The organism is Streptomyces sp. enrichment culture (assembly GCF_964272855.1).
In the GTDB taxonomy this organism is placed as follows: Bacteria; Actinomycetota; Actinomycetes; order Streptomycetales; family Streptomycetaceae; genus Streptomyces.
On record NZ_OZ186847.1, the window covers coordinates 4,436,080 to 4,461,102 of the forward strand.

The 25,023-nt window shown below is 73.6% G+C and carries 23 protein-coding genes, 2 tRNA genes, 1 other RNA gene and 1 pseudogene; 15 read left to right on the forward strand and 12 right to left on the reverse strand.

Annotated elements, in window-relative coordinates:
* Window positions 1-360: 360 nt before the first annotated feature.
* From ACSU6L_RS19310 to ACSU6L_RS19325, 4 genes are all read right to left on the reverse strand, one after another.
* Window positions 361-445, reverse strand: a tRNA-Ser gene (locus ACSU6L_RS19310).
* A 71-nt stretch (window positions 446-516) separates the two neighbouring features.
* The gene (gene tadA, locus ACSU6L_RS19315; RefSeq protein ID WP_437064959.1) at window positions 517-948 is read right to left on the reverse strand and encodes a tRNA adenosine(34) deaminase TadA; all 432 of its coding nucleotides are present in this window, start codon (window positions 946-948) and stop codon (window positions 517-519) included.
* 59 nt (window positions 949-1,007) lie between these two features.
* Window positions 1,008-1,547, reverse strand: coding sequence for a tRNA adenosine deaminase-associated protein (locus ACSU6L_RS19320; RefSeq protein WP_437064960.1), 540 nt, complete (start codon window positions 1,545-1,547; stop codon window positions 1,008-1,010).
* Between the two features lie 301 nt (window positions 1,548-1,848).
* Entirely contained in the window at window positions 1,849-2,043 is a 195-nt protein-coding gene (locus tag ACSU6L_RS19325; protein ID WP_073945183.1) for a hypothetical protein, read from the reverse strand.
* Between the two features lie 112 nt (window positions 2,044-2,155).
* Here ACSU6L_RS19325 and upp point away from each other — a divergent pair, with 112 nt between their 5' ends.
* Window positions 2,156-2,791 (forward strand): uracil phosphoribosyltransferase, encoded by a 636-nt coding sequence (upp, locus tag ACSU6L_RS19330; protein ID WP_073945124.1) that lies wholly within the window; start codon window positions 2,156-2,158, stop codon window positions 2,789-2,791.
* Window positions 2,792-2,953: 162 nt separating this feature from the next.
* On the opposite strand, the gene ACSU6L_RS19335 is transcribed toward upp, so the two are convergent.
* Together ACSU6L_RS19335 and ACSU6L_RS19340 are read right to left on the reverse strand one after the other, a co-directional pair.
* Window positions 2,954-3,577: a LytR C-terminal domain-containing protein gene (locus tag ACSU6L_RS19335; RefSeq protein WP_437064962.1), complete on the reverse strand. Its 624-nt coding sequence runs from the start codon at window positions 3,575-3,577 to the stop codon at window positions 2,954-2,956.
* Window positions 3,578-3,711: 134 nt separating this feature from the next.
* Complete coding sequence (locus ACSU6L_RS19340) at window positions 3,712-4,008, reverse strand: type II toxin-antitoxin system VapB family antitoxin (RefSeq protein WP_004943146.1); 297 nt, start codon at window positions 4,006-4,008, stop codon at window positions 3,712-3,714.
* 116 nt (window positions 4,009-4,124) lie between these two features.
* Here ACSU6L_RS19340 and ACSU6L_RS19345 point away from each other — a divergent pair.
* Window positions 4,125-5,809 (forward strand): annotated as a pseudogene (locus tag ACSU6L_RS19345) (helicase HerA-like domain-containing protein).
* A 24-nt stretch (window positions 5,810-5,833) separates the two neighbouring features.
* On the opposite strand, the gene ACSU6L_RS19350 reads toward ACSU6L_RS19345, so the two are convergent.
* The 5 genes from ACSU6L_RS19350 to ACSU6L_RS19370 form a co-directional block, all read right to left on the reverse strand.
* On the reverse strand, window positions 5,834-5,959 hold the full coding sequence (locus ACSU6L_RS19350) for a hypothetical protein (protein WP_437058447.1): 126 nt from the start codon (window positions 5,957-5,959) through the stop codon (window positions 5,834-5,836).
* 56 nt (window positions 5,960-6,015) lie between these two features.
* Window positions 6,016-6,336 (reverse strand): hypothetical protein, encoded by a 321-nt coding sequence (locus ACSU6L_RS19355; protein WP_437058449.1) that lies wholly within the window; start codon window positions 6,334-6,336, stop codon window positions 6,016-6,018.
* Window positions 6,337-6,417: 81 nt separating this feature from the next.
* Window positions 6,418-7,083, reverse strand: coding sequence for an HdeD family acid-resistance protein (locus ACSU6L_RS19360; RefSeq protein WP_437058451.1), 666 nt, complete (start codon window positions 7,081-7,083; stop codon window positions 6,418-6,420).
* A gap of 131 nt (window positions 7,084-7,214) precedes the next feature.
* On the reverse strand, window positions 7,215-7,808 hold the full coding sequence (locus ACSU6L_RS19365; RefSeq protein ID WP_073945129.1) for an HhH-GPD-type base excision DNA repair protein: 594 nt from the start codon (window positions 7,806-7,808) through the stop codon (window positions 7,215-7,217).
* A gap of 82 nt (window positions 7,809-7,890) precedes the next feature.
* Window positions 7,891-8,613, reverse strand: a complete 723-nt coding sequence (locus tag ACSU6L_RS19370) for a siderophore-interacting protein (RefSeq protein WP_437058453.1) — start codon at window positions 8,611-8,613, stop codon at window positions 7,891-7,893.
* An 81-nt stretch (window positions 8,614-8,694) separates the two neighbouring features.
* Between ACSU6L_RS19370 and ACSU6L_RS19375 the strand changes: the two genes are divergently transcribed.
* The 8 genes from ACSU6L_RS19375 (at window position 8,695) to ACSU6L_RS19410 (ending at window position 16,921) form a co-directional block, all read left to right on the forward strand.
* On the forward strand, window positions 8,695-10,785 hold the full coding sequence (locus ACSU6L_RS19375) for a penicillin acylase family protein (protein ID WP_437058455.1): 2,091 nt from the start codon (window positions 8,695-8,697) through the stop codon (window positions 10,783-10,785).
* Window positions 10,778-11,386, forward strand: a complete 609-nt coding sequence (locus tag ACSU6L_RS19380; protein ID WP_437058457.1) for a GNAT family N-acetyltransferase — start codon at window positions 10,778-10,780, stop codon at window positions 11,384-11,386. Before ACSU6L_RS19375 ends, ACSU6L_RS19380 begins: the two co-directional genes overlap by 8 nt.
* Window positions 11,383-11,883, forward strand: coding sequence for a cupin domain-containing protein (locus tag ACSU6L_RS19385; RefSeq protein WP_437058459.1), 501 nt, complete (start codon window positions 11,383-11,385; stop codon window positions 11,881-11,883). Before ACSU6L_RS19380 ends, ACSU6L_RS19385 begins: the two co-directional genes overlap by 4 nt.
* Window positions 11,880-12,635 (forward strand): SDR family NAD(P)-dependent oxidoreductase, encoded by a 756-nt coding sequence (locus ACSU6L_RS19390; RefSeq protein ID WP_437058461.1) that lies wholly within the window; start codon window positions 11,880-11,882, stop codon window positions 12,633-12,635. Before ACSU6L_RS19385 ends, ACSU6L_RS19390 begins: the two co-directional genes overlap by 4 nt.
* Before the next feature lie 75 nt (window positions 12,636-12,710).
* The gene (locus ACSU6L_RS19395; protein ID WP_437058463.1) at window positions 12,711-14,462 is read left to right on the forward strand and encodes a copper resistance CopC/CopD family protein; all 1,752 of its coding nucleotides are present in this window, start codon (window positions 12,711-12,713) and stop codon (window positions 14,460-14,462) included.
* Between the two features lie 189 nt (window positions 14,463-14,651).
* Complete coding sequence (locus tag ACSU6L_RS19400) at window positions 14,652-15,794, forward strand: sensor histidine kinase (RefSeq protein ID WP_437064964.1); 1,143 nt, start codon at window positions 14,652-14,654, stop codon at window positions 15,792-15,794.
* Window positions 15,791-16,426: a response regulator gene (locus ACSU6L_RS19405; protein ID WP_073945136.1), complete on the forward strand. Its 636-nt coding sequence runs from the start codon at window positions 15,791-15,793 to the stop codon at window positions 16,424-16,426. The genes ACSU6L_RS19400 and ACSU6L_RS19405 overlap by 4 nt, the downstream gene beginning before the upstream one ends.
* 72 nt (window positions 16,427-16,498) lie before the next feature.
* Window positions 16,499-16,921: a hypothetical protein gene (locus tag ACSU6L_RS19410; RefSeq protein WP_437058466.1), complete on the forward strand. Its 423-nt coding sequence runs from the start codon at window positions 16,499-16,501 to the stop codon at window positions 16,919-16,921.
* A 69-nt stretch (window positions 16,922-16,990) separates the two neighbouring features.
* Here the strand turns inward: ACSU6L_RS19410 and ACSU6L_RS19415 are convergent.
* Window positions 16,991-17,075: transfer RNA gene (locus tag ACSU6L_RS19415), tRNA-Ser, on the reverse strand.
* Between the two features lie 72 nt (window positions 17,076-17,147).
* On the opposite strand from ACSU6L_RS19415, the gene ffs reads away from it, so the two are divergent.
* From ffs to ACSU6L_RS19440, 5 genes are all read left to right on the forward strand, one after another.
* An RNA gene (ffs, locus tag ACSU6L_RS19420) (signal recognition particle sRNA small type) lies at window positions 17,148-17,246 on the forward strand.
* Between the two features lie 59 nt (window positions 17,247-17,305).
* Window positions 17,306-19,594: a DNA polymerase III subunit gamma and tau gene (locus ACSU6L_RS19425; RefSeq protein WP_437058468.1), complete on the forward strand. Its 2,289-nt coding sequence runs from the start codon at window positions 17,306-17,308 to the stop codon at window positions 19,592-19,594.
* Between the two features lie 170 nt (window positions 19,595-19,764).
* Window positions 19,765-21,018 carry a phosphoribosylamine--glycine ligase gene (gene purD, locus ACSU6L_RS19430; protein WP_437058470.1) on the forward strand — a complete coding sequence of 418 codons (1,254 nt, stop codon included), beginning with the start codon at window positions 19,765-19,767 and terminating at the stop codon, window positions 21,016-21,018.
* A gap of 296 nt (window positions 21,019-21,314) precedes the next feature.
* Window positions 21,315-23,183 carry a hypothetical protein gene (locus ACSU6L_RS19435; protein ID WP_437064966.1) on the forward strand — a complete coding sequence of 623 codons (1,869 nt, stop codon included), beginning with the start codon at window positions 21,315-21,317 and terminating at the stop codon, window positions 23,181-23,183.
* A gap of 316 nt (window positions 23,184-23,499) precedes the next feature.
* Window positions 23,500-25,011 carry a N,N-dimethylformamidase beta subunit family domain-containing protein gene (locus tag ACSU6L_RS19440; RefSeq protein WP_437058472.1) on the forward strand — a complete coding sequence of 504 codons (1,512 nt, stop codon included), beginning with the start codon at window positions 23,500-23,502 and terminating at the stop codon, window positions 25,009-25,011.
* The last annotated feature ends 12 nt before the right edge of the window (window positions 25,012-25,023 follow it).

The window sequence follows — 25,023 nt, forward strand, 5'->3', positions numbered from 1 at the left end:
CGTTTGTCCCCGGAAGGAGTAAGCAGGACGATACAGGGGGCGTTGTAAGAACCCGCAATTCTTCGGGTGCACATGTCGTTTAAGGTCGCTGTTTTCGCAACTCTTCGCAGGTCAGAGGCTAAGCGGTAGTAAATCGGCCACTCCGACAGCGGTATGGCGAAATTTAGGCGCTCGCCCCTTCCTCGTGGGCGGTCGGCGCTGACGGATCCATGTCGTTGACTTGTTCGCGGGTGGGTGGGGTACCGCTGGGGCCTGTTCGGCTGTTCCGGCCGGACGCTGGATCGCGATGAACTGAGACGGAAACTGAGACGGAAGCCGAAGGGGCGCCCGGTTCGATGAACCGGGCGCCCCTTCTACCTGCGGTAGCGGAGGGATTTGAACCCTCGGTGACTTGCGCCACACTCGCTTTCGAGGCGAGCTCCTTCGGCCGCTCGGACACGCTACCGAGGGAGACCTTACAGCACGCCGGGCCATGCTCTGAAATCCGTTTCCCGGAAGTCCCCGGCGCACGGGGGCTCAGCGGGCGCGGAAGAAGTCCGTGAGCAACCGCGCGCACTCCTCGGCGAGGACACCCTCGACGACCTCGGGGCGGTGGTTGAGCCGCCGGTCGCGGACGACGTCCCACAGGGAGCCGGCCGCGCCCGCCTTGTCGTCCCGGGCGCCGTAGACCACCCGGTCGACCCGGGACTGCACGAGGGCCCCCGCGCACATCGTGCAGGGCTCCAGCGTGACCACCAGGGTGCAGTCGGCCAGCCGCCACTCGCCGAGCCGCGCGGCGGCCCGGCGGATCGCCAGGACCTCCGCGTGCGCGGTCGGGTCGCCGGTGGCCTCGCGCTCGTTGTGGCCGCTCGCGAGGACCGTCGTGCCGTCCGGGGCGAGGACCACCGCGCCGACCGGGACGTCTCCGCCCCGGGCGGCCTTGTGCGCCTCGTCCAGCGCGAGGCGCATGGCGTCCCGCCAGCGGTCGCGCACCGGGTCCAGAGCGCCGCCGGCGCCCTCGGGGGCGGTCAGCGGACCGCCTCCAGGACGTCCGCGGCACCGAGGGCGTCGGCGATGGTGCTGAGCGCGTCGCCCTCCAGGGCCAGCAGCTCCTTCGCGTCGATCCCCAGGTCCTCCAGGAGGCCGGGGTCGCCGACCGGGCCGTGCGGCACGGCCTCGGCGGAGCCGCCGTCCTCGGCGTCGTCGTCGGCGTCGCCGTGCTCCGGCTCGCCGTCCTCCGTGCCGTCGAGGTCGAGGGCGTCCAGGTCGGCGGCGTCGTCGCCGGGCTCCCGGCCGAGCAGTTCGTCGGTGAGCAGGATCTCGCCGTAGCTGCTGCGGGCAGCGGCGGCGGCCTCCGAGACGTAGATACGAGGGTCGTCCTCGCCGTCGACCCGGACGACGCCGAACCAGGCGTCCTCCTGCTCGATCAGGACGAGCACCGTGTCCTCGTCGGGAGAGGCTTCCCGGGCCAGGTCGGCCAGATCCGACAGGGTTTCCACATCGTCGAGCTCTGTGTCGCTCGCTTCCCACCCGTCTTCGGTGCGCGCGAGCAGTGCGGCGAAGTACACCGTGACTCTCCCACTGGTCATAGGCGTGCCGGTTGGGGGTCCCCCCGGCGGAGGTTACGGGCGGGGAGTCGAGGGCTCCGAGCCCCACCCACTCGGAATCGTGGCAGAAACAAAGCGTTCAGGGGACGTCTTCGGCTCCCTGTGTCCGGCTGTTTTGATCGCACGTCCACGAACGACTCACCAGCACACTCGTTGCCGCCACCTGCGGATCGTACGCGGCTTTCGGCGCCGCCCACGCATGCCCACCCCCACAACACCGGTGCGCCGCGCGGATCTTCCGGGCGGGCCCGGGTCGGTACGGCTACCAGCGGAACGTTCGCATACGCATCGCGTGGCGCAGTCTGGCGGCCTTCGCGCGGCGGGGCTGGACGCGGTCACGAAGTTCCCGGGCCTCGGCGAGTTCCCGCAGGAATCGCGCTCGCCGACGGCGGCGCTCGGCGTCGGTCTCCGGGCGCGATCCGTCGTCCGCCGGGTCGGGCGCGGGCAGGTCCGGCAGCTCGGGCACAGGCACACCTCCCAGTCCGTCCCTTCACTTTCCCCCGGACGGCGGGTTTGACGCCAGCGTGCGACGAGCGGAAGGGGCCGGCGGGCGCGGTTACTGTTAGGTCATGCGTCTCCACGTCGTCGACCACCCCTTGGTCGCCCACAAGCTCACCACGCTGCGCGACCAGCGCACCGACTCCGCGACCTTCCGCCGTCTCGCCGACGAGCTGGTCACCCTGCTCGCCTACGAGGCCACGCGCGACGTGCGCACCGAGCAGGTCGACATCCAGACGCCGGTCGCCCGGACCACGGGCGTGAAGCTGGCCCGTCCGCGCCCGCTGGTGGTGCCGATCCTGCGTGCCGGGCTCGGCATGCTGGACGGCATGGTCCGGCTGCTGCCGACCGCCGAGGTGGGCTTCCTCGGCATGATCCGCAACGAGGAGACGCTGGAGGCGTCCACGTACGCCACCCGGATGCCGGAGGACCTGTCCGGCCGCCAGGTGTACGTGCTGGACCCGATGCTGGCCACGGGCGGGACCCTGGTCGCGGCGATCCAGGAGCTGATCAAGCGCGGCGCGGACGACGTGACCGCCGTGGTGCTGCTGGCCGCCCCGGAGGGCGTGGAGGTCATGGAGCGCGAGCTGGCCGGCACGCCGGTGACGGTCGTGACCGCCTCGGTCGACGAGCGCCTGAACGAGCACGGCTACATCATCCCGGGCCTCGGCGACGCGGGGGACCGGATGTACGGGGCGGCCGAGTAGGCGGCCTCTTCGGGCTCCGGGGCATATCCAGGCCCCGGCCCATCCAGGCCCCGGCCCATCCAGGCCCCGGCCCATCCAGGCCCCGGCCCATCCAGGCCCCGGCCCATCCAGGCCCCGGCCCATCCAGGCCCCGGCCCATCCAGGCCCCGGCCCATCCAGGCCTCAGCAGGTGTTCTTCGGCCCCGTCGGCGTCGGCTCGGGCGCGCTCAGTGCGGCCAGTGCCTTGTCGGCGGCCGGCCTCGGCGCCAGGGCCTTGAACGCGTCGCCCAGCACGAGGTCGACGGTGGTGCCCTGGCGGGCGGCGTCGGTGCGGCGCTCGGCCGCCGGGAGCTGGGTGGCGAGCACCGGCAGCGAGGTGTTGAGGGCGGCGGCGGGACCCAGCAGCATCCCGGTGCCCTTGACCTTCTTGTCGTACTCCTTCGGCGCGTTCCCCACGTCGCCGATGCGGAAGCCGCGCTTCTTCAGCTCGTCCGCGGTCTCCTTGGCGAGGCCGGTGCGTGTCGTGGCGTTGAGGACGTTCACGGTGATCGTGCCCGGCTTCGGCACCGCCGCGGGCTTGTCCGCGGCGGGTGAGGGGCTCGCCTTCTTCGCGCAGTCGGCCCTGGGGCCGGCCGCGGAGGCCTTCCCGCTGTTGCCGGTGAAGACGTCGATCAGCTGGAGCGTGCCCCAGCCGAGCATGCCGAGGACGGCGGCGGAGGCGGCGCCGAGGAACACGAGCCTGCCGCGTCGGCGGGGCCGGCGCATCCGCGGGTACTTGTCCCCCGTGATCCGGTACTGGCCGCCCATGCCTGGGGGAGTCAGCATGCTCATGGGCGCAGCGTAGTGCGCCTGGACGACGATGCCTATTAGATGATCACTCGACGCCGCGCGGGGCATCGGGAAAGAACCCGAAAGGGCCAAAGGCGGGCCCTGTGGGCGGATCAGTCCAGTTCGAGCACGCGCGCGTGCAGCACCTGGCGCTGCTGGAGGGCCGCGCGGACCGCGCGGTGCAGGCCGTCCTCCAGATAGAGGTCGCCCTGCCACTTCACGACGTGCGCGAAGAGGTCGCCGTAGAAGGTGGAGTCCTCGGCGAGCAGCGTCTCCAGGTCGAGCTGCTGCTTGGTCGTCACGAGCTGATCGAGGCGGACCGGGCGCGGCGCGACGTCCGCCCACTGCCGGGTGCTTTCCCGGCCGTGGTCGGGGTACGGCCGGCCGTTTCCGATGCGCTTGAAGATCACACGGAAAGCCTACCGGTCCTGACGTTCCGGGCGCAGCCATGAAGAGGGAGTGCGACGCTGGAAAAGATGCCGTGAATCAGGGCGAAACGGACGGGGCTTGAGAGGGAAGGCCTGCCATGAGCGACCGTGAGACCCTGCCCGGCGCCGCCGCGCCCGAGGTGCCCGGCAGCGCGCCCGCGCTCCCGGAGGAGGCCCTGAAGATCGCCTCCGGGTACGCCTTCGCCGGGCCCGCCCTGGATCTGGGCGCCCTGCTCTGGGACGGGGCGTGCCTGCCCGACGCGCAGGTGCGCACCCCGCTGCCGATGCTCAACCGGCACGGTCTGGTCGCGGGCGCCACCGGCACGGGCAAGACCAAGACGCTCCAGCTGATCGCCGAGCAGCTGTCCGCGCAGGGCGTTCCGGTGTTCCTCGCCGACGTCAAGGGCGATGTCTCCGGGATCTCCGCGCCGGGCGTGGCGGGCGACAAGGTCCGCTCGCGCGCCGCCGAGGTGCACCAGCGGTGGACGGCGACCGGCTTCCCCGCCGAGTTCTACGCGCTCGGCGGCATCGGCCACGGCATCCCCGTACGGGCCACGGTCACCAGCTTCGGCCCGGTGCTGCTGTCGAAGGTGCTCGGGCTGAACCGGGCCCAGGAGCAGTCCCTCGGCCTGGTCTTCCACTACGCCGACCGGAAGGGTCTGGAACTGCTCGACCTGAAGGACCTCGCGGCGGTCGTCGCCTTCCTCACCTCCGACGAGGGCAAAGCCGAGCTGAAGAGTCTCGGCGGGCTGTCCCCGGCCACGGCCGGGGTGATCCTGCGCTCGCTGACCGCGTTCGAGGCGCAGGGCATGGGGGACTTCTTCGGGGAGCCGGAGTTCGACACCGCGGAGTTCCTGCGGACGGCGGAGGACGGGCGGGGCGTGGTCTCCGTCCTGGAGCTGCCCGCCGTACAGGACGAGCCGCGGCTGTTCTCCACGTTCCTGATGTGGCTGCTGGCCGATCTCTTCCACGATCTGCCCGAGGTCGGCGACGCCGACAAGCCGAAGCTGGTGTTCTTCTTCGACGAGGCGCATCTGCTGTTCGACGAGCGTCGAAGGCGTTCCTGGAGTCGATCACGCGGACCGTGCGGTTGATCCGTTCCAAGGGGGTCGGGGTCTTCTTCGTCACCCAGACCCCGAAGGACGTGCCCGCCGACGTCCTCGCCCAGCTCGGCAACCGTGTCCAGCACGCGCTGCGCGCCTTCACACCGGACGACCAGAAGGCGCTGAAGGCGACGGTGCGGACCTTCCCGGACTCGGCGTACGACCTGGAGGAGCTGCTGACCGGCCTCGGCACGGGGGAGGCGGTCGTGACGGTGCTGAGCGAGAAGGGCGCGCCAGCACCGGTCGCCGCGACCCGGCTGCGGGCGCCGGAGTCCCTGATGGGCCCGGTCGAGCCGGCCGTGCTGGAACGGGCGGTGACGGGCTCCCCGCTGTTCGAACGTTATGCACAGGCTGTGGACAGGGAGTCGGCGTACGAGAAACTCCAGCGACGGCCGGAGCCCGGGCAACCCGCACCGTCCGAACGGCCCGAACGGCCCGAACGGCCCGAACGGCCCGAACGGCCCGAACGGCCCGAACGGCCCGAACGGCCCGAACGGCTCGAACGGCCCGAACGGCCCGAGCCGGAGTCCCGGCGGGAGAGGCGGCCGCGGGAGGAGCCGTCCGTCGTCGAGCAGGTCGTCGGGAGCGGCATGTTCAAGTCCCTGGCCCGTTCGATCGGCACCCAGATCGGCCGCGAGATCACCCGTTCCCTCTTCGGTACGGCCCGGCGGAGGCGTTAGTCCCGGCCGGACCGTACCGTCGGCTCAGCGGTCCTGCTCGTTCGGCTGGGGCTGCTGCGGCCCGGTCTTCGGCGCGTCCTGCTTCGGGGCACTGCGCGCGGCCTCCGCGCGCAGCAGGGCGCGCAGCACCGCGTAGGGATCTGCGGGCATGTCTGTGCTCCTTGTGTCGTGGTCCTGCCGACTGACCTGAGTTCGAGAAGGCCCGGTCAGCAGCGCAGGACCACGGAGCGCAGGGTGCGCAGGGTGTACGGCGGCGCGGGCGGCGGGGCGGCCGGGAGGTGCCCCGGCAGGCAGCGGGCGGGGCCCGTCGCCCCGGTCCGCACCGGCGGCTGGGGCACGGCGGCCCGCCGGGCGCTGCGCGCCACCGGCCGCGGCGCCACCACCACGAGGTCCGCCTCGGCCACCTCACCGGCCGCGACCGGCATCCCGGTGGCCTCGACGTGCGAGCCCGGTATCACCAGCGCCAGCAGCAGGACGAGCACCCGCAGCCCTGCGCGGCTGCGCGGCAGGCTCGGTGCGGCACTCACGGAAGTCGTCTCCCCGGCAGGTGTACGGCCTTCATCGGGCGGTCCCCGGGAACCGCCCGCTCGGCGTACGGTCGGCGCTGTTCACAGCTCGTGCGGGACCTGCCGGGCCCGGCCGCGGATGCGCAGGGCGGTGACGATCTCGACGGCTCCGACGGCGGCCAGCCAGCAGCCGCCGACGACGGTGAGGACGGCGAGTGACTCGAACGGGGAGACGATCAGGACGACTCCGGCGAGGAAGGTGACGACGCCGAGGAGGATCTGCCAGCCGCGGGCGGGCACGCCCGGGTCGGAGGCGGCGGCGATGGTCTGGGCGACGCCGCGGAACAGCCAGCCGATGCCGATCCACAGGGCGAGCAGCAGGATCGACTGCATGGGGCCGCGGAAGCAGAACAGGCCCAGCAGGATCGACACGGTGCCGCTGATGAACGCCAGCACGCGCAGCGCGGTCGTCTTGTGGGTGCCGAACGCGGAGACCAGCTGCAGGATGCCGCTGAGCAGGAGGTAGAGGCCGAAGAGGACGCCCGCGACGCGCAGTGAGGCGTCCGGCCAGGCGAGGACCAGGATGCCCAGGACCAGGGACGTGATGCCGGTGAGCAGCACGATCTGCCAGGCGGCGCGGGACAGGGCGTGCAGGGGGCCCTCGAACGGCGGCTCGGGCGCGTGCCCGGCCGCCGGGGGCCTGGAGTGGTGGACCTTCCGGTCGTTGTGATCGGGCCCCCACGGGGAGCCCGACGGTGCCTCGGTCATGGTCCATGCTTGGACCGCGCGCGGGCCGCCCGCCACCGGGCGCGGGCCACCTGGATGACACCCCCTAGGGGGTGTCTCGTCGATCAGGCCGAGCCCGGCATGATCGGCGAGACGTCCCCTAGGAGCCGGCGTTACTTCCCGGCCGCCTTGGCGGCCTTCGCCGCCGCCTTCATCTCCTGCTTGTGCGCCCGCACCTTCGCCAGCGACTCCGGGCCGGTGATGTCGGCGACGGAGCGGAACGACTTCGGCTGCCCGTAGTCCCCGGCCGCCTCCCGCCACCCCGTGGGGCGCACCCCGAGCTGCTTGCCCAGCAGGGCGAGGAAGATCTGGGCCTTCTGCTTGCCGAAGCCGGGCAGCTCCTGGAGCCGCTTGAGCAGTTCGGCGCCGCTGCCGACGTCCTTCCACACGGCCTCGGCGTCCCCGTCGTAGTGCTCGACGAGGTACTGGCACAGCTGCTGGATCCGCTTGGCCATCGAGCCCGGGTAGCGGTGCACGGCCGGCTTCTCCGACAGCACGGCGGCGAACGCCTCGGGGTCCTGGGCGGCGATGTCGTGGGCGTCCAGGTCGTCGGCGCCGAGCCGCCGGGCGATCGTCGCCGGACCCTTGAACGCCCACTCCATCGGGATCTGCTGGTCGAGCAGCATGCCGACGAGCGCGGCGAGCGGACTGCGGCCGAGCAGCGCGTCGGCGTCGGGATCCTGGGCCAGGCGGAGGGTGACGTCCATGGACCGATGATCCCGCGTCCGGCGCGGGGGCGCGCGCCCTGGGTGGGTACGGGGGCGCGCCCTTGGGCGCGCGGGGCGGGCGTCAGGTCGCTCGCCAGTACCCCAGCGCGTGCATCCGGTCCTTCGGCACGGACAGTTCCTTGCGGACGTACGTCGTGAGGGTGCGGGTCGTCGCGGTGTCGCAGGCGATCCAGACATACGGGTCCGGGGCGGCCCGCAGCAGCCCGGGCAGCTCGGCCCGGACCTGTTCGGCGAGGCGGGCGCCGGCGTTCTCCCGGGGCACCGTCCGTATCTCGTGCCGGGAGGCGTCGGCGCGGCTCGGGAGTCCGTCCGGCTCGCCCTCGAACCACACCGTGGCCGGGGTGGCCGCGAACTCCTGGAAGAGGGAGTTGAGCGCGGGCAGCGACGCGGGGTCGCCGATCGCGAAGACGTGCGAGGGCTCGGGCCGGGGCCGCTGGAAGCCCGTGCCCTGGACCGTCGCCTCGATGGTGTCCCCGGGCTTCGCCGCCCGCGCCCAGTCGCTGGCGCACCCCTCGTGGAGTGCGAACTCGAGGCTGAAGGTGCCGGCTTCCGGGTCGGGGTCGACGAGGGTGTAGGCCCGCTGGTGGGGCTTGCCCGCGTTCTCGAACCAGAGCCGGACCCACATGGTGGGGTGGACGCCGGTCGCGGCGAGCAGTCCGCCGTCGGTGAGGTGGAGCCGCCGGTAGTCGTCGGTGACGTCCTCCGCTCCGGTCACGGTGAGGACGAAGTCCTTCGCGCGCATCAGTTTCAGGACCGCGCCCTGCCAACCGTGCCCCTGCCCCATGGCGCTCCTTCACAGGTCGCGTACGATTCCGCCACCACACACTTAGGCAAGGCTAACCTAAAGCAAGAAAGGGGCATAGCGGTGACCACCGAGAGAGGCGGGATCCACGGGCTCTACCGGGACGCCTGGGGCATCCCGCATGTGCGGGCCGGCAGCGCACCGGAACTCGCCCGCGCCCAGGGCCGGGTCACCGCCATCGACCGCGCCTGGCAGCTGGAGGTCGAACGCCACCGCGCCCAGGGCACCTCCGCCGCCTTCCTCGGCACCGAATCCCTCGCCTGGGACATTCTCGCCCGTCGCGCCCGCCTCGCCGACACCGCCCGCCGCTGCTTCGACGCGCTGGCCGAACGGGACCCCGAGTCGGCGGAGTTCGTACGGGCGTACGTCGACGGCGTCAACGACGGTCTCGCGGCAGGTGCCCGCCGCACACCCGAGTTCGCCGAGACCGGCCTGGTCCCCGGCCGTTGGGAGCCCTGGACCCCGTTCGCCGTCTGGCTGTCCACCCACGTCCTCTTCGCCGGGTTCCCCGCGAAGCTCTGGCGCGCGCACGCCGCACGGCACCTCGGTCCGGAGGCCGTCGGCCTGTTCGCCACCGACGGCCCCGGCACCTCCGGCAGCAACGGCTGGCTGGTGTCCGGTGAGCGGACCGTCACCGGACAGGCGGTCATCGCGGGGGACCCGCACCGCTGGATCGAGGATCCCGGCGTCTACCAGCAGATCCACCTGTCCTGCCCGGAGTTCGACGTCGTCGGCCTCGCCGTGCCCGGCGTCCCCGGCATCGCCCACTTCGGCCACACCGGCACCGTCGCCTGGGCCATCACCAACGCCATGGCCGACTACCAGGACCTCTACGAGGAGCGGCTGCGCCGCACCGGAGCGGGCGTGGAGGCCCTCGGACCCGACGGCACCTGGCGGCACGCCACCCGGCACACCGAGTACGTCGACGTGTGCGGCGAGGAACGCGTGCCCGTCGAGGTGATCGAGACCGACCGCGGTCCCGTCGTCGCGGGGGGCCCCGAAGGCCTCGACGACGGCACCCCGCTCGCCCTCAGCCTGCGCCAGCCGCCCCGCGTCACCGCCGACCTCGGCTTCGGCGCCCTGCTGCCGCTGCTGCGGGCCCGCACGGTGGCCGACGTCGACCGTGCCTTCGACCAGTGGGCCGAGCCGGTCAACGTCGTCCAGGCCGCCGACACCGAGGGCGGCACCCTGCACCGGGTCGCCGGCCGGGTGCCGGAACGCTCCTTCGCCAACCGCCTCGGCCCGGTGCCCGCCTGGGAACCCGGCCACGAGTGGACCGGCTGGCACGAGACGCCCCGCGCGGGCCTCACCGACGGCATCGCCGTCATGGCCAACCAGCGCGGCCCCGCCGCCCCCCTCGGCATCGAGTTCGCCCCACCGCACCGCGCCGACCGCATCGCCGCCCTGCTCGCCGAGAAGGAGCACTGGGCGGCCGGCGACATGCCCGCGATCCACACGGACACCCATCTCGCCTCCGCCGCGCCCCTCCTGGACCTCCTCGCCGGCCTCGACGGCCTCAGCCCCGGGGCGGAACGGCTGCGCGAGCGCCTGCTGCGCTGGGACCGCCGTATGGACGCGACCAGCGCCGACGCCGCCGCCTTCGCGGCCGTTCGGAGCGCGCTCGTCCGCAGCCTCGCCGCCCACCCGGTGTTCGCGCCGCTCACCGACGTGCCCGCCTACCCGGAGGCCCTGCTGCCCTGGCTGAACCTCACCGTGCGCATCGGCTACGCCCTCGAACACCTGCTGCGCGCGCGGGAGCTGTACGGCGTCGACCGCGCGGCACTGGCCCGCGATGCCCTGGAGGAGACCGCCGCGCGTCCGCCGCAGGGCACTTGGGGCGACACCCACCGCCTCGCACCCTGGCGGGCCCTGACCACCACCTCGTTCGCGGAACCCGGCCTGTCCGGCGACCATGACTGTGTGCTGTGCACCTCCGCCGTCCCCGGCCTCACCGACCTCGCCGCGCGCGGCCCGGCCGCCCGCTACGTGTGGGATCTGGCCCGACGCGAGGACAGCCGTTGGGTGGTGCCGTTCGGCGCGTCCGGTGTGCCCGGCTCGCCGCACCACCGTGACCAACTCCCGCGATGGGTCGAGGGAGAACTCGTCCCGGTCGTCACCGACTGGGACCAGCTCATGAAGGAGACCGATGTCTGACCCGTATGTTTCACGTGAAACCGTCCATGAGGAGACGGTCGCCGGCTTCGGCACCGTCCGCGTCCTCCCCCTCGACGCCAAGGGCGACGCCGAGCTGATCCACGGCTGGGTCAGCGAGGAGCGGGCCTTCTTCTGGGGCATGAACGACCTGACGAAAGACCAGGTCGCCGAGATCTACGTCCACTTGGACAGCCTCGACACCCACCACGCCTTCCTCCTCGTCAAGGACGGCGTCCCGGCGGCCCTGCTCCAGACCTACGCCCCGGAGGCCGACCGGGTGGGCGAGTGCTACCCGGTCGAACCCGGGGACATCGGCATCCACCTGCTCCTCGCGCCCGCCCCGGCGGACGGCGCGCGGGCCGGCTGGACGGCGGGGCTGACGATGGCCATCACCGGGTACGTCTTCCGCACGCTCGGCCGGCAGCGGATCGTCGTCGACCCGGACGTCCGCAACGACAAGGCGATAGCCCGCTTCGTGAAGCAGGGCTTCGTGGCGGGCCCGGCGGTCGTGCTGCCGGAGATCCATCTGCCGGAGGTGCACCTGCCGGAGAAGCGGGCACAACTGGGCTTCCTCAGCCGGGAGGTAGCCTTCCCGGAGTGACCCCGGACCACGAGACCACGTCACCCACTCCCGAAGCCCTCGTCGCCCACTACGGACTCGAACCGATCCCGCGCGAGGGCGGACTGTTCCGGCGCACCTGGGCCGGGCCCGAACGCCCGGACGGCCGGCCCGAGGGCAGCGCGATCATCGCCCTGCTCACCCAGGACGACCACTCCGCGCTGCACCGCCTCCCCGCCGACGAGATCTGGCACTTCTACCTCGGCGACCCACTGGAACTCCTGCTGCTCGCCCCCGACGGCGGCACCCGCAGTGTCGTGCTCGGCGCGGATGTCCTGGGCGGCCAGCACGTCCAGTTCACCGTGCCCGCCGGCACCTGGATGGGCGGCCGGGTCGCCGCCGGCGGCTCCTGGACGCTGTTCGGCTGCACCATGGCCCCCGGCTTCACCTACGCCGACTACGAGCACGGCGAGTCCGCCGAACTCACGGCGCGCTACCCGGCGCAGGCCGCGCGGATCATGGAACTCTGCCGTCCATGAGGCTCCTGGAAGGCCAGGCCGCCCTGGTCACCGGCGCGGGCGGCGGCATCGGCCGAGGCATCGCGCTGCGGTTCGCCGAACACGGCGCGGCGGTCGCCGTGCACTGCCGTACGGCGGTGGAACAGGCGCGGGCCGTGGCCGGCCGCATCCACGACCTGGGCGGCCGGGCCGTCGTCCTGCGCGGCGACCTCACCGACGAGGACACGTGCCACCGTGTCGTCCGCCACGCCGCCGAGTGGGCCGGCGGACGGCTCACCGCGCTGGTCAACAACGCGGGCGTGCAACCGATGCGCGAACTGGCCGGGATGACCGCCGAGGAGTGGCGGACCGTCGTGGACACCAACCTGGGCAGCGTGTTCGCGTGCACACAGGCGGCCGTCGACGTCATGGGGGAGGGCGGCTCGGTGACCCACATCGCCTCCATCGAGGCGAGCGCCCCGGCCCCGGCCCACGCCCACTACAGCGCATCCAAGGCGGCCGTGGTGATGCACGCCCGCGCGGCGGCCCTGGAGTACGGCCCCCTCGGCATCCGCGTCAACACCGTCTCGCCCGGCCTGATCGACCGCGAGGGCCTGGCGGAGGCCTGGCCGGACGGCGTACGACGCTGGCGGCAGGCCGCGCCGCTGGGCCGGCTGGGACGGCCGGAGGACATCGGCGACGCCTGCGTGTTCCTGGCCTCGCCGCTCGCGTCCTGGGTGACCGGACACGACCTCGTGGTGGACGGCGGGGTGACGGCCCGGCCGGCCTGGTGAGCCGACTGAACATCCGGAGCCCGGCGTCCGTATCCCTCCCGAAGGGCAGCCGCGGACACCGGGAGTACGGATCTGATGCACACGGGCGGACGACCGCGCCGCCGGCCGGCGCTGACGGCGGTACTGCTGATCCTGCTCCTCCTCGGCTCCGCCGCCCCCGCCTCCGCGCACGCCGCCCTCGCCGGCACCGACCCCCGCGACGGCACCGTCCTGAAATCGGCGCCGCGCGCCCTCACCCTGGACTTCACCGAGTCCGTCGGCCTGCTCGACGGCTCCGTACGGCTCCTCGGCCCAGACAATCGGCGGGTCCACGTCGAGGAGCCGCGTCACGTACCCGGCGGCGACGACCGGGTCCGCGTCACCCTGCCCGACGGCCTGCGCACCGGCACCTACACCGTGGCCTGGCGGGTGGTCTCCGCCGACAGCCACCCCGTCTCCGGCGTCTTCACCTTCTCCGTCGGCAAGGCCACCCGCACGACGGCCGTACCGGACACCGGCCCGCCCGAGCACCCGGCGACCAAGGCCCTGCACACCCTCGCCCGCCACCTCGCGTACCTCGCCGCCGCCCTGCTCCTCGGCACGGCTGCCTTCATCGCAGTCTGCCGCCCACCCGACCCCCGCCCGCTGCGCCGCCTGCTCGTCACCGGCTGGTGGGCCCTGCTGCTGTCCACCCTCGCCCTGTTCCTGCTGCGTGCCCCGTACGAGACGGGCACGGCACCCTGGACGGCCTTCGACCCCGCCGCCCTCACCCGCACCCTGACAGGCCGCCCCGGCATGGCCCTGCTGGCCCGAGTGGCCCTGCTCCTGCTGCTCGTACGGCTCCCCAGGCGCCCCCTGCCGGCCGTCCACGTCCCCCTCGCCGTGGGCCTGGCCCTCACCTGGGCCGCCGCCGAGCACGCCTCCGCGGGGATCCAGGTGCCGGTGGCGATGACGTCCTCGGTGCTGCACCTGCTGGCGACGGCGGCCTGGCTGGGCGGCCTCGCCGCGCTGCTGACCAGCCTGCGCCACGGCACCCTCCCCGCCGGCCCCGTGCACCGCTTCTCCCGGCTCGCCTTCGCCTCCGTGACCGTCCTCGCCGTCACCGGCACCTACCAGTCCTGGCGCGGCCTGGGCTCGTTCGACGCGCTCACTCAGACGTCGTACGGCCGTCTCCTGCTCGCCAAACTCGCCGGCGTCGCGCTGCTGCTGGCGGCGGCGGGGGTGTCGCGGCGGCTGATACGGGTGCCGGGGGAGCGGACGACCGTACGGGAGAGGGTGCCGGAGCCGGTGGGCGGACCGCTTCCCGAGCCGGAGCCCGAGCCGGGGCCCGGGCCCGGGGCCGCTTCCGAGCCGGAGCGTCCGCTCGACCAGCGCCGTCTGCGCCGCTCGGTCCTCGTCGAGGCAGCGGTGGGCGTGGCGGTGCTCCTGATCACCACCCTCCTGACAGGCACCCTCCCGGGCCGCGCCGAGAACGAGGCCGCGGCGGCCGGACAGACGACCGTGCTGCCCCCCACCACGACCACGACCGTCCCCTTCGACGTGGGCACCCCCGGCGGCAGCGGCAAGGTGCAGATCACCCTGGACCCGGCCCGCACCGGCGAGAACTCCGTTCAGGCGGTCGTCTTCGGCGCCGACGGCGGCGTCGCCACGGTCCCCGAACTCCGCCTCACCTTCACCCTGCCCGCCCAGGACATCGGCCCCATCGACGCCGAACTGGCCGACCGCGGCGGCTACTGGGCCACCGACAGCCTCGACCTGCCCGTCCCGGGCACGTGGACCATGAGGACGACCGTGCGGCTGTCGGAGTTCGACCAGGTGACGGTGGCCCGCCCGGTACGGATCAGCTGACCCGGGTCATCCGAACGGCTGACCCCACCCCGCCTCCCAGGGCCGACAATGAAGGTGTTTGCCCAGCTCAGTGCGGAAGCGGCGAAGGATTCGGCGCGAGAGGCGGTGAAGCCCGTGACGCATGCCCCGGCGGACGACCGCGACGTACGGGAGACCGGACGCGATGCCCGCACCACCCTCGCCGTCGTCATGCACTCCGCCTTCTTCGTGCTGCTCGGCGCCTCCCTCGCCCGCTACCTCGCCCGGCACGGCCCCGAACCCCGCACCCCGTGGATCATCGCCCTGTCCGTGCTGCTGGCCGCGCTGTACGTGCTGGGCCCGGCCCTCGGCGCCCGCCTCACCGCGCGCCGGATGATCTGGCTCGGCGCGGTGGTGGCCGCCTGGGCCGCGCTGGTGGCACTGGCGCCGAGCTTCGCCTGGTGCGCGGTCCCGCTCTTCTACACCGGCCTGCGCACCCTGCCGCTCCGCGCGGCCATCACCCTGGTCGTGCTGCTCACCGCACTCGTGGTGGCGGCCCAGCTGAAACTGGCGGGCTGGGCCGACCCGAACGTCCTCCTCGCACCCCCGGCCGTGGCCGCGATCGCCACCACGGTGTTCGTCACCATGGAACGCCAGTCGGCCCGCCAGCGCGCCCTCATCGACGACCTCGTCCGCACCCGCCGCGTCCTCGCCGCCACCGAACGCCGCGAAGGCATGCTGGCCGAACGGGAACGCCTCGCCCGGGAGATCCACGACACCGTCGCCCAGGGCCTGTCCAGCCAGCGGATGCTGCTGCAGGCGGCGGACCGGGTCTGGGAGACCGACCCGGCCACCGCGCGCTCCCACATCCGTACGGCCGCCTCCGTCGCCGAACACAACCTCGCCGAGGCCCGCCGCTTCGTCCACGACCTCACCCCGGCCGACCTCGCGGGCGGCACCGGCATCGGCCACGCCCTCGCCGCGCTGGCCGAGCGGGAGAGCGACGCCCACCTCACCGTCCGGCTGCACACCGAGGGCACCCCGGCGGCCCCGCTGCCCGCCCTGGTCGAATCAGCCCTGCTGCGCATCGCGCAGGGCGCCCTCGCCAACGTCCGCGAACACGCGGCCGCCACCACGGCGACCCTCACCCTGACCTGCCTGGACGACCAGATCGTGCTGGACGTGGCCGACGACGGCCGCGGCTTCGACCCCCGCACACCCGCCCCCGCACGCGACGTGCGCGGCCACGGCCTCCCCGCCATCCGCGCCCGCCTCCGCCAGCTGGGCGGCACCCTGACGATCGAGTCGGCCCCCGGCGAAGGCACGGTCGTGTCGGCCGCGATCCCGCTGACGACCCCCACGGAGCCCCGATGACGGCGACGACCGTACGGATCCTCCTCTGCGACGACCACGCGGTCGTCCGCGCCGGCCTGCGCGCCCTGCTGTCGAGCGCCCCGGACATCGAGGTGACCGGCGAGGCGGCGACAGGCGAGGAGGCCATCGCGCTGACCCGCAAACTGTCCCCGGACGTCGTCCTGATGGACCTCCAGCTCGGCGAGGGCATCGACGGCGTGGAGACGACCCGCCGCATCCTCGCCATGACCGACCCGGCACCCCACGTCCTGGTCCTCACCACCTACGACACCGACGCGGACATCACCCGCGCCATCGAGGCCGGCGCCACCGGCTACCTCCTCAAGGCCGAGCGCCCCGAGGAACTCTTCGCCGCGATCCACGCCGCCGCCCAGGGCCGCACGGCCCTCTCACCCCCCGTCGCGGGTCGTGTCATGGCCCACCTGCGCACCCCACGCCCCACCCTCACCCCACGCGAACGCGACATCCTCGGCCACCTCGTCCAGGGCCTCACCAACCGCGACATCGCCCGCACCCTCTTCATCAGCGAGGCCACCGTCAAAACCCACCTGCGCCGCATCTACGAAAAACTGGGCGTCACCACGCGCGCGGGCGCGGTGGCGACGGCGAAGGAACAGCGACTGATCCCTTGAACACCAGATCGGACACAGACGTCACCAGCGGGGCCACTGCCGCCCCGAGGAACCCGGCACCCGGCGCCCCGGGTGCGGCGACTCACGTGGACGGCCGTCGTGGTGCTGGCCGTCCCGGTCGGCCCGACCGCGTGCGCCGGCAGCCAGGAGACGCCCCGGCGGACCGACTCCAGATGGGCCGAGGGCATCAGGTGGCTGAAGCCCACGGCCGCCGTGATCGACGTCCCACCCCACGACTTCGCCCACCTCGGCCTCCCGGAACCCGAGAAGTTCAGCACCGGCATGCGCTACGGCTACGTCTGCCCGGGCGCCACGGAGGCCTCCCAGGATCCCGGCGCGCCCGCGTACGACGCCTCGGCATCGGACGAACAATGCGTCCGCCTGTACGCCCACGACTACGCCCCGGACCGCACCCGCATCTACCTGCGGGCCCATTACGAACCCGGCATAAGCCCGCTTCCCGAAACCTCGTCCGCGCCGCCGTCGACGGACTGACCCCTGTCTACGACGAGGGCCCCGACCGGCGAACCGGTCGGGGCCCTCGACTGCCCTGCTGGGCGGAGGCGGAGGATACGAGATTCGAACTCGTGAGGGGTTGCCCCCAACACGCTTTCCAAGCGTGCGCCCTAGGCCTCTAGGCGAATCCTCCGCCGGAAACATTACATGACCGAGAGGAGTGCTCGCGAACTCGTTCCCGACCCCTCGCATCAGGTAGCCTTGGCGCAGCCCCTCACGCGGCGCTATCTGACTGAACTCCCCCAGGGCCGGAAGGCAGCAAGGGTAGGTCGGCTCTGGCGGGTGCGTGGGGGGCGCTTGCGTTCCGGGGTGTGGATCTTCGGGCGGGGCAGGTTGTCAGTGGGCGCCTATAACCTCGTAAGCGTGTCGTCTCTCGCGCTGTACCGCCGCTATCGCCCGGAGTCGTTCGCCGAGGTCATCGGGCAGGAGCATGTCACCGACCCGTTGCAGCAGGCGCTGCGGAACAACCGGGTCAATCACGCGTACCTGTTCAGCGGTCCGCGCGGGTGCGGCAAGACGACCAGCGCGCGGATCCTCGCCCGCTGCCTGAACTGTGAGCAAGGTCCCACCCCGACACCCTGCGGGGAGTGCCAGTCGTGCCGTGACCTCGCCAGGAACGGTCCCGGATCCATCGACGTCATCGAGATCGACGCCGCTTCCCACGGTGGTGTGGACGACGCCCGTGAGCTGCGGGAGAAGGCCTTCTTCGGCCCCGCCTCCAGCCGGTACAAGATCTACATCATCGACGAGGCCCACATGGTCACGTCGGCCGGTTTCAACGCGCTCCTGAAGGTCGTCGAGGAGCCCCCGGAGCATCTGAAGTTCATCTTCGCCACGACCGAGCCCGAGAAGGTCATCGGGACCATCCGGTCGCGTACGCACCACTACCCGTTCCGGCTCGTCCCCCCGGGCACCCTCCGCGACTACCTCGGCGAGGTGTGCCAGAAGGAGGACATCCCGGTCGAGGACGGAGTGCTGCCGCTGGTGGTGCGCGCGGGTGCCGGCTCCGTGCGTGACTCGATGTCCGTGATGGACCAGCTGCTCGCCGGCGCTCGGGAGGAGGGTGTGACGTATGCCATGGCCACCTCCCTGCTCGGGTACACCGACGGGTCCCTCCTGGACTCCGTCGTCGAGGCCTTCGCCACGGGTGACGGCGCTGCCGCCTTCGAGGTCGTGGACCGTGTCATCGAGGGCGGCAACGACCCCCGGCGGTTCGTCGCCGACCTGCTGGAGCGGCTCCGCGACCTCGTGATCCTCGCCGCCGTCCCGGACGCCGTCGAGAAGGGCCTCATCGACGCCCCGGCGGACGTCCTGGAACGCATGCAGGCCCAGGCCGGCGTCTTCGGCGCCGCCGAGCTGAGCCGTGCCGCCGACCTCGTCAACGAGGGCCTGACCGAGATGCGCGGCGCCACCTCCCCGCGGCTCCAGCTGGAGCTGATCTGCGCCCGCGTCATGCTGCCCGCCGCCTACGGGGACGAGCGGTCCGTCATGGCCCGTCTGGACCGGCTGGAACGCGGCGTGAACTTCTCGGCGGGTGCCGGCGCGCCCGCCATGGCCTACGCGCCGGGTCCGGACGCCCACGCGGCACACGCGGCCGTCCCGCCGGGTGGCGGCGCCGCCGCGGCCCGCGCAGCCGTACGGGGCTCCGGGGCGCCCGTGGCCCCCATACAGGGCCAGGGAACGCCGCCCCCGCCTGCCGCGCAGCCCCCGGTACCGGCCCCGGCTCCGGCACCCGCGCCGACCCCCGTGCACGCCCCCAGCGCGCCTCCCGCCGCCCCGCCGCAGCAGCCCGCCCCCACGGAGGCCCCGGCTGCCCCCGCGGCCGCCGCGGCCGCACCCGCTCCCGGCGCCTGGCCCACCGCCACCGCCGCGGGCAGTGGCCGTCGGCCCGGCGGCTGGCCCACCGCCACGTCCCCGGGCGGCGGCGCGAGCCGCCCCCAGGCCGCCGCCCCCGCCCCCGCCCCTGCTCAGACCGCCCCGTCCCCGTCCGCGCCCCCCGCCGCACCGTCTCCCGCCCAGGTCCCCGCGCCCGGCGGGCTCGACCCCCGTGCCCTGTGGCCGAACATCCTGGAGGCGGTGAAGAACCGCCGCCGCTTCACCTGGATCCTGCTCAGCCAGAACGCCCAGGTGACCGGCTTCGACGGCACCACCCTCCAGCTCGGCTTCGTCAACGCGGGAGCCCGCGACAACTTCGCGAGCAGCGGCAGCGAGGACGTGCTGCGGCAGGCGCTCGCCGAGCAGTTCAACGTGCAGTGGAAGATCGACGCGATCGTCGACCCGTCCGGCGGTTCCGCACCGACCGGCGGCTCCGGCGCCCCCGGCTTCAGCAGCGGCGGCTACGGCGGCGGCCCGGCCACCGGCGGCTACGGCGGTGGCGGTACGGCCGCGCCCCAGCGCCCCGCCCAGCCGCAGCCCCCGGCCCCGCCCGCCCCCAGTGCCTCTGCCTCCGCCTCCGCGTCCGCCCCCGCCGCGGCGCCCACCCCCGTGTCTCCGGCGCCGCCCGCCCCGGACCCGGCCCCGGTGCCGGTCGCCCCCGAGGACGACATCCCCGAGGACGACGACCCGGACCTCGACGAGTCGGCACTCTCCGGGCAGGAGCTGATCGTGAGGGAGCTGGGGGCGACGGTGATGGAGGAGTTCACCAACGAGTAGGCCCCGGCGGACCCCTGTCAGCCCCCCGGCGGACGCCTGCGGTCCGCCCCGCGGACTCCCGTCCGACCCCTGCCCAACCCCTGTTTTTGGACAAACCCACAATCCCCCCGCCCCCACCCCTTCAGCAGCCCGCACAAACCGACCCGCCCCGCGCCGGTTAGGCTGACCCCGTGAAGGTCCTCGTCATCGGTAGCGGCGCCCGCGAACACGCCCTGTGCCGTTCCCTGTCCCTCGACCCCGCCGTGACCGCGCTGCACTGCGCACCCGGCAACGCCGGCATCGCCGAGGTGGCCGAACTGCACCAGGTCGACGCCCTCAACGGCGCGGCGGTGACCGCGCTGGCCACGGAGCTGGGCGCCGAGCTGGTCGTCGTGGGCCCGGAGGCCCCGCTGGTCGCGGGCGTCGCCGACGCGGTGCGCGAGGCGGGCATCCCGGTCTTCGGCCCCTCGAAGGAGGCCGCGCAGCTGGAGGGCTCCAAGGCCTTCGCCAAGGACGTCATGGCGGGCGCGGGCGTGCCCACGGCCCGCTCGTACGTCTGCACGACCCCGCAGGAGGTCGACGAGGCCCTCGACGCCTTCGGCGCGCCGTACGTCGTCAAGGACGACGGTCTCGCCGCCGGCAAGGGCGTCGTCGTCACCAGCGACCTGGACCAGGCCCGCGCGCACGCGGCGGCCTGTGAGCGGGTCGTCATCGAGGAGTACCTGGACGGCCCCGAGGTCTCCCTCTTCGCCGTCACCGACGGCGAGACCGTGGTCCCGCTCCAGCCCGCCCAGGACTTCAAGCGCGCCCTGGACGGCGACGAGGGCCCGAACACCGGCGGCATGGGCGCCTACTCCCCGCTGCCGTGGGCGGACCCGAAGCTGGTGGACGAGGTCATGCAGACCGTCCTGCAGCCGACGGTCGACGAGATGCGCCGCCGCGGCACGCCGTTCTCCGGTCTGCTCTACGCCGGTCTGGCCATCACCGGCCGGGGCGTGCGGGTCATCGAGTTCAACGCCCGCTTCGGCGACCCGGAGACCCAGGTCGTGCTGGCCCGGCTGAAGACCCCGCTGGCCGGTCTGCTGATGGCCGCCGCGACCGGCAACCTCGGCGATCTGGCGCCGCTGCGCTGGAGTGACGAGGCCGCGGTCACCGTGGTCGTCGCCTCGCACAACTACCCCGGCACCCCCCGCACCGGTGACCCGATCACCGGTCTGGACGAGGTGGCCGCCCAGGACGCCCCGCACGCGTACGTGCTGCACGCCGGCACCAGGCGCGACGGCGACGACGTGGTCAGCGCGGGTGGCCGCGTCCTGTCCGTCACCGCGACCGGCGAGGACCTCACCCAGGCCCGCGAGCGCGCCTACCGGGCGGTCGGCCGCATCCGCCTCGACGGCTCCCAGCACCGCACGGACATCGCGGCGAAGGCGGCGGCAGGCGCGTAAAGCGCCCCGGACCTCCATCGACACCCGCACCGCACAGGCCCCGGACTCCCAGAGAATCCGGGGCCTGACCCTTGCCCTGCGTCGCTCACCTTTCCCCAAAGCCATTCCATCGAGTGACCGATCCCCTATCCGGCTGACGGGCGGCGACACCCCAACTAGGGTGCGGCGCAAGTGTTCCGGCACTTGGCCCACCGGCATTGCGATGTCAGTCGTGGGTGCCACAGTGGGGGAGTGAGCAACGCCAGGACAGCAAGAGCAGCCCGCTTGGGAGGGGGTGAGGTCGGGTCGTGACAGGTATGGGTGTGGAGGCGGGAGCACAGGCCGCGCGGTCCCGTGCGCTCGCCGTGCTGCGGATACGCAGCCGCGCGCTGGCCGTGGCCCTGCTGCCGGCCGCCGTCGCCGTGGTCCTGCTGGCCGGCGGCTCCACCGGCCGGCTGACGGGGCCGGGCTGGGACGCGGCCCGCTGGGCCGTCTGCGTGGTCGCGCTGCTCGTACTGCTCGCCGCGGGCGCCTTCGCGCTGGTCGTGGCCCGCGCCCGCCCCGCCGTCAGCCCCACGGTCCCGATCGCCGAGCAGGCGGCCCCGGACCTGTACCGGCTGGTGCGCGACCTCGCCGACCGCCTCGACGTGCCGGCCCCCTCGGCGATAGCCCTCACCCCGGACTGCGACAGCTGGCTGGAGGACCGCACGCATCCGGCCCACGGCCCGCCTCCGCCGCCCGACGACCCCGACGAGCCGCCCGGCCTCGGCCGCCGTGTCCACCGGCGTACGCAGGCCGCGCCCGTCCTCGTCATCGGCTCGCCCTTCCTGTGGTGGATGCGCGTCGGCGAGCTGCGCGCCGTCCTCGCCCCGGTCGTCGCCGGTACGGGCCCCTCGGCCCACCCGGACCTGGCCGCGGCCCGGCGCTTCGTGCGGGGGCTGGACGCCGCGGTGGCCGTCGCCTCCGCTCCCGGGCGCGGTCCGCTGACCCGCCTGCCCGGCGCCGGCGCAGGCTGGCTGGCCCGGCTGCTGCTGCGCGGCTGCCGGGAGCACGCCGCCGAGATGGAGCGCGGCGTCGCCGCTGCCGCCGCCGAGCGCGCACAGGCCGTGGACTACGGACTCCGCATCGTCGCGCAGGAACAGGTCGGCCTGGCGTACGCGGGCTGGGACCGCCTGCTCACCCGGGTAGCGCTGCCCGCCTGGCGGATGGGTCGCTGGCCCTCCCGGCTGGACGCGGGTGTCGTCGCCGCCCTCACCGAACTTTCCCGGCGGGACCGGCTGGCCGAGGGCTTCACCTCCCGCCTCGGCGAGCGGCCCGCCTGTGACCTGCTGGAGGAGCCCGGCGCGGTGGACGAGGCCGCCTCGCTGCTCGCCGCCCGCCTCTTCCACGGCGGCCCGGCTGAGCAGGGCCCGGACTGGTCCCCGGTGGACTGGCAGGAGTACCCGGAGGAGGTCGTCGACCGCAAATGGCGTACCGACGCGGCCCGGCTGCACCGCGTCCTCGACACCCTCGGCGTGCGCCGCACCGCGCCCGACGCGCAGGGCCCGACCCTGGCCCGCGTCCTCGACCACCTCACGGGCCGGCCTCACCAGCCGCATGACCCCCACCAACCTCGCGAGGGCCTGACACCGCAGCCCCGCAGGCACCCCGCCCCCGACGCCCAGCCGCCCACGGACCCGGCCGCCCCCGCCCCCCGGGACCTGGACCCGGACCTGGACACGAACCTCGACGCGGACCTGGACGACGGCACCGACCCCGACCAGCTCTCCCCCTCCAACCCCCGCTGCGCCGCGCTGGCCGCCGGCCTCACCGACGAGCTCACCCGCGAGGAGGAGACCGCCGCCACCGCCGCACCCCCGACGGCGGCCCCCGCCGCCACGACGCCGGACATCCCGCTCTGGGACGACGGCACCCTCCCGCTCTTCCCCCTCCAGTCCCCGCGCACCCCACGCGAACTGCTCGCCGACCACATCACGGCGATGGTCTGCTGCGCCGCGATGGACACCGCGGGCGCGACTCCCGGCCTGGACTGGCTCGACGGCCCTTCCCTCCTGATCAAGGGCGAACGGGCGGCCGATCTGGCCCCGAAGGTCCTGAGCCTCATAGAGGACGGCGATCCGGCCCCGCTCCGTGCCTGGCTGACCGAGGTCGGCATACGCCCGGAGAAGCCGGTACGGCTCGTCTGAGGGCCCTCCCGAGAACCCCCTTTCCCGGAGCCCGCAGTTCCGCTTTCGGTCAATTCGAAACGAACGGTGACGGAGTCCGTGCGTAATGTGATGTGCTGGGACCGAACAGGCACATGGCAAAGGCTTGCGACATACGACAAGCACAAGAACGCCACACCAGATCGCCACCCCACCGCTACGCACAGGCGGCACAGCAGCACACCGAAAACGCATCGCAGGCACCGCAGGCAGCGCAGGCATCAGGCACCGCAGGCACCAGGCACCGCACGCACACGCACCACGGCACACGGGGGCCCAAGGGAGGGGAGCACGGACCATGGGCTCGGACCACATCCGCCGCTGGGAGTCGGGAGCACTCGCGCACGCCGTGACGGACCCCTTCGGCCAGGGCCCGCTCCCCTGGCTGCGCGGCAGCGAGACCTACTTCGACGACACCGGCCAGGTCGTCCCCTGGTACGTCGACGTGGAGCCGGCCCCCGACACCCCCGACGGCCGCCGCAGGACCGGCGCCCGCGTCCCCGCCCCCCGCAGCGCCCCCGGCGCCATCCGCTCCGCCGACGACGTGCGCAGGCAGATCAAGGGCTTCGCCTCCACCGGCGCGGTCGCCCCCGGCGAGGCCGTCGACTTCCACATCACCGTCGACCCGCCCCAGGAATTCGGCGTCGACGTCTACCGCATCGGCCACTACGGGGGCGACGGCGCCGCGAAGATCACCACCAGCCCCCGCCTCTCCGGCATCGTCCAGTCCGCGCCGCTCGCCGCCGAGCGCACGGTCTCCTGCCACCACTGGTGGCTGTCCTGGCGGCTCCAGGTCCCGCCCCACTGGCCCATCGGCGCCTACGTGGCCGTCCTCACCACCGCCGACGGCTACCGCTCCCACGTGCCCTTCACGGTCCGCGACGACCGCCCGGCCGACTTCCTGCTGGTGCTGCCGGACGTCACCTGGCAGGCGTACAACCTCTACCCGGAGGACGGCCGCACCGGCGCGAGCCTCTACCACGCCTGGGACGAGGACGGCCGGCTGCTCGGCGAGCGCGACGCCGCGACGACCGTCTCCTTCGACCGGCCATACGCCGGCGCGGGCCTCCCGCTGCACGTCGGACACGCCTACGACGTCATCCGCTGGGCCGAGCGCTACGGCTACGACCTCGCCTACGCCGACGCCCGCGATCTGCACGCCGGCCGGATCGACCCCGCCCGCTACCAGGCCCTGATCTTCCCCGGCCACGACGAGTACTGGTCCGTGCCGATGCGCCGCGCCGCCGAGCAGGCCCGCGACCACGGCACCTCCCTGGTGTTCCTCTCCTCCAACTCGGTGTACTGGCAGGTCGAACTGGGCCCGTCCCCGTCCGGCAGCCCCGACCGCCTCCTCACCTGCCGCAAGCGCCAGGGCCCCGGCAAGCCCGTGCTGTGGCGCGAGATCGACCGCCCCGAACAGGAACTGCTGGGCATCCAGTACGCCGGCCAGGTCCCCGAGCCCCACCCGCTGATCGTCCGCAACGCCGGCCACTGGCTGTGGGAGGCGACCGGCGCCCACGAGGGCGACGAGATCGCGGGCCTGGTCGCCGGTGAGGCCGACCGGTACTTCCCGCGCGCCCCGCTCCCCGAGCACGACGAGCGCGTCCTGCTCGCCCACTCGCCCTACACCGACGCCGACGGCGTCACCCGCCACCAGGAGACGTCCCTCTACCGCGCCCCCTCCGGCGCCTGGGTCTTCGCGTCCGGAACCTTCGCCTGGTCCCCGGCACTGGACCGCCCGGGCCACGTCGACCGGCGTATCCAGCGCGCCACCGCCAACCTTCTGGACCGCATCTGCAAACGTGACTGACCCACTGTCCGT